The 4153-nt window shown below is 42.2% G+C and carries 4 protein-coding genes; 1 reads left to right on the top strand and 3 read right to left on the bottom strand.

Annotated elements, in window-relative coordinates; translation table 11 throughout:
- Positions 1-266: 266 nt before the first annotated feature.
- Positions 267-1712, top strand: a complete 1446-nt coding sequence (locus Q0L68_RS14945) for a sulfatase-like hydrolase/transferase (protein WP_296704792.1) — start codon at positions 267-269, stop codon at positions 1710-1712.
- Positions 1713-1801: 89 nt separating this feature from the next.
- On the opposite strand, the gene Q0L68_RS14940 is transcribed toward Q0L68_RS14945, so the two are convergent.
- From Q0L68_RS14940 to Q0L68_RS14930, 3 genes are all read right to left on the bottom strand, one after another.
- A complete protein-coding gene (locus Q0L68_RS14940; RefSeq protein WP_296704790.1) occupies positions 1802-2731 on the bottom strand; it encodes a cupin domain-containing protein in 930 nt (309 codons plus the stop codon).
- Between the two features lie 122 nt (positions 2732-2853).
- Positions 2854-3696, bottom strand: coding sequence for a LytTR family DNA-binding domain-containing protein (locus Q0L68_RS14935; RefSeq protein WP_296704789.1), 843 nt, complete (start codon positions 3694-3696; stop codon positions 2854-2856).
- 5 nt (positions 3697-3701) lie between these two features.
- A partial coding sequence (locus tag Q0L68_RS14930; RefSeq protein WP_296704787.1) for a M1 family aminopeptidase occupies positions 3702-4153 on the bottom strand: 452 nt, incomplete at its 5' end.

Raw genomic sequence — 4153 nt, 5'->3', positions numbered from 1 at the left:
AATCAGTTCCCCTTTGAAGTGGGTAAGCTTATTTCCCAGGCAAAAAAAGAAAAGCCGGACTTAGACATAACGGGAAGGTTGAAGTTTTTTAAAGATTCTTAATCCTCTTACCCCCTTTTCAAGGGGGAGTGGAATCGAGTTTATTTCCTAACTCCCTTAAATCAGCTATTTTTTGGATTCCATATCCCCCTAGGGGAATAACTTTACCTTGAGTATTTTATTATATTCGGTTTCCTTTTGCCCCCATATCATTCAATCTTTCTAAAATGAAAATTCTACTTTCCGTTCTTGCTTTTTGCCTGATCCTCTTCCAAGGGATGGCCCAAAGTACACGCCCAAATATTGTGGTAATTGTGGTGGATGACATGCGATTTGATGAATGGAGCGGTGGTGGACATACGTATCTCCAAACGCCGAATATTGATCGCTTGGCTGCAGAAGGAACAACTTTTGATCGGGCCTATCATGCCATCCCGCTTTGCTCTCCCAATAGAGCCAGTATCCTTACCGGGCAATATCCCTCCAGACATGGGATTATTGACAACACTTCTCGGGACCAGGCAAGCTTTATGCTCGACCTTTTCCCAAAATACCTTCAGGAAGCCGGCTATAAAACAGGCCATATCGGGAAGTGGCACATGGGGAACAGTTCGGAACCAAGGCCGGGCTATGATTACTGGGTATGTATGGAAGGACAAGGCAGCAGTTACGATCCCTTGCTATTTGAGGATGGTCGCACTTACGTGGCAAAAGGATATACCACAGACGTATTTACAGACAAGGCCGTAGGTTTTATTGAGAACAATGCAGCCGAAAATTTCTTCCTTTACATTGGACACAAAGCCATTCATCCTGAATCCTTTCAGCGAAATGACGGAAGTACAGATCTGAGCGTACCAAAGGAGTTTATACCTGCAGAACGACACCAAGGCTTGTACGAAGGAAAAATCTTCCAACGAAGACCCTCCTATTCTCCTAACGCGGAGGCGGATGCGGACAAGCCAGTTATTCAAAATGCCTTTCAACTTAGATCCACTATCCTGCAAGAAGATCCCAGATGGGGTAGCAGTATGGATCTAGGGGTTTCTGAAGCCTCAATCCAAAGACGCGCTGAAATGATGCTTGCGGTCGATGAAAGCCTGGGAAGGATTGTCGCTGAACTCAAAAAGCAGGGCGTTTATGAAAATACCATGATCATCCTGACCAGCGATAATGGGTATTTTTTCGGAGAACATGGATTTTCTCTAGAGCGAAGATTGCCTTACGAAGAGTCTATCAAATCACCACTGATCATCAACTATCCCCTACTAGGCAACAAAAAAGCAAAGGTAGAAGGATTGGTATTGTCAATCGATTTGTCAGCCACAGCACTGGATGCGGCGGGATTAGCATTGCCTAAAACCATACAGGGAAAATCCCTGCTTCCTTTGATCACTGGTCAGGAGAAAGAAATCAGAACCTCCGCTTTGGTAGAATACTTTAGCAATGAACAGCCATTTCCCTGGACTGCCCAACTGGATTACCGGGTGATCATCAAGGACCAATTCAAATACATTAAATGGCTCAGATTTGATGAAGCGGAACTCTATGACCTAAATTCTGACCCCTTTGAAATGAACAATTTGATCGGGAATCCAGCTTATGCAGAAACTCTTGCCCTGCTTAAAACTGAACTCCAACAGCTTCAACTAGAAGCCTTGGGACTGGATTAAACAGGGCAATTTGTAATTTTCTCACAACTACTTATTTTGTTACTAGTCGACCACAGAAAATATTATCAAAATAATACAACCTTCAGTTTCTATTTATTTTGGCCGATTGCCTTCCCGGCATACTCATTCTTCTCATAAAAGGCATATTCCTGATCCAAAAAGTCCAAATAGGATTGACCTAAGGCATAATCAATATTATCCCCAAAAAGAATCAGAATACCTTCCAAAGGTTCTTCATAGGGATTGTATAGCACATGATTGACATAAGGTCCGACAAAAACACTCATGCCTGGCTCCAAATCAAGTTCATCTTCCCCTATTTGAGCTTTTCCTTTTCCTTTAGTGATAATAAAAAGGTTGGGAACCTGGCCTTTTTCCAAACCTCGGTCTCCATTAGCAACTTCCTCTTTCCCTAAAGTGAACCAACTAATTCGCTTGTCTTTCATGGTATAGAGCGCCACAATTTGGGCCCCATGACTAGGAAGTGAACTTTCTCGACTGAATCGGGTCACTTCACCGGGATTGGTTTTCCAGAAATGCTCTATGGTTTGATAGGCAATGGCAGTCGCGCCTTGGGTGGATTGATATCCTTCCATATCTAGAATATCCAGAGCCGTGATGTCTTGTGGAGTAGATTTGGCAGCGGCAGTAGTTGCGGTCCATTCCCCACTCGCAATCTTATCCAAAACGGATTCATCGGCAAAACGGAAATACCAAGTGGGCTCGGATGGTTGACCTTTTTTTAGGCTGACCTCGTGAGGGCCAAAATTGTGAAAAGTATACTGCTTATTTTTTCCTACTAAATAAGGCTCCTGAAATCTCCGTACAGAAACTGTCCACCAGCCCTCTCCTACTTGAATACCAAAAGTGGTACTCAAAGCCATTGGGTCAGTTTTAAAGCTTTCTACAAATGATTCCAATAAAGTATCTGTGTGGCTGGATTGTGCTTGCACAGAAAAGCTTCCAAGGATCAAGAACAGTCCCAGGAAAATGCGAATTAATGATTTTTCAGTCTTCATAATTGTTGGATTTGTTTGCTACTAGTTACGGCATCCAATGAATTGAAGACGAGGGAATAAGCCCCTTTGGGGTGAAAACTGGCTATTTGTGGTGGAATTGTAAGTTTTGGGGCGATTGAAACTCAATCGAAGTTTTTCATCTGGTGAATAGCTTCTTGCGTGCTTTCCTTGTAGGACTTGGAAACAGAAATCGGCTGGGTAAGGTAATTCAGGAAAATCTTCATCTCTGATCCATCAGATATCGCCCGAACATGGAACAAGTTGACCATATAAGAACGATGGCATCGAACCAGATAAGGAGATTGGATTTTGTTTACTTGCTCAGAAAGGGTACTTCGGATCAAACCTTTCCCCAAACCCTCCTCCTTTTTATAAATAATCTCAACATAGTTATTTTGAGCCTGAGCATAGATAAAATCCTTAAAGGAAATGATCAGGTTATCATTGATTCCAGTCCCCTGAAAATGGATCATTTGATCTGAAGAAAGCGTTGCGGTCTTATTGCTTAAAATCTGTTGGTAGGCCTGGTTAAGATTATGGTACCGGAAATAAAAAAATGTACCCACGATCGGAAAAATACAGACTGAAGCCAAATCAAGAACAAATTCAGCCCAACTTACCAGAGAAAGATCATGCCATCCTCCTAGAAAATTGTATAACAGAAATACTCCAGAACCGATAAAAATAAAGGTCCAAATTGTCCAGGCAATTATTTTAGCCAAGCTTACTTTGGTAAAAACCCTCGGGCGAATCAAAAATTCATTAAAAAGAGAAATGAGAAAAGCATATCCCATAATAAGCGTAAGCACTCCAATAAACTCGAAAGAGAATACCCGGGTTGGAGAATAATTATTAATCCCGAAAGGCTGAAAAATCAGCAGGAAAATCATTAAAAAGATCGAAACTGACAGGGATAATGTCATCTTGTAGGATCGGTCATTAAAGAAACTGTAATCAGGCTTCATCCGTTTTATTCTTTAATATTTCTGGTAAAACTAGCCTCCTTCAAGACCCAAAAACCTGGATCCAAAATCACCTCCTTCGGCTCTCTTTCCACCTTCACCCTAAACTCATTTCCTTTTTGATTTACAAGAAGCGTATCCAGCTGCTTCTTTTCCTCTGCATACTGCACTTCTACCTGGATGGGCATTTGGAACAAACTTCCATCTTCCTGAACCTGATTCAGGCGAATCTTGACTTCCTGATTTGCCGCATCATAGCTCCAATCTCCATCTAGTACCAATGCTCCTGGCTTGTATAGCCACTGCTCAAAAAACTGCCCCAAGTTCTGGCCCGAGGCTTCTTCCATTTCCCTTCGGAAATCAGCTGTACTTGCACTCCCATTTTGATAGGTGGCATAATAAGATCGGATTCCCTTCCAGAAATTATCAGTACCCACTACACCTCGCAGCATGTGCAAAA

It is taken from the genome of Algoriphagus sp., assembly GCF_024642405.1.
GTDB lineage: Bacteria > Bacteroidota > Bacteroidia > Cytophagales > Cyclobacteriaceae > Algoriphagus.
The sequence above is the reverse complement of the archived record's forward strand: the minus strand, read 5'-3'. Positions and strand labels throughout refer to the sequence as shown.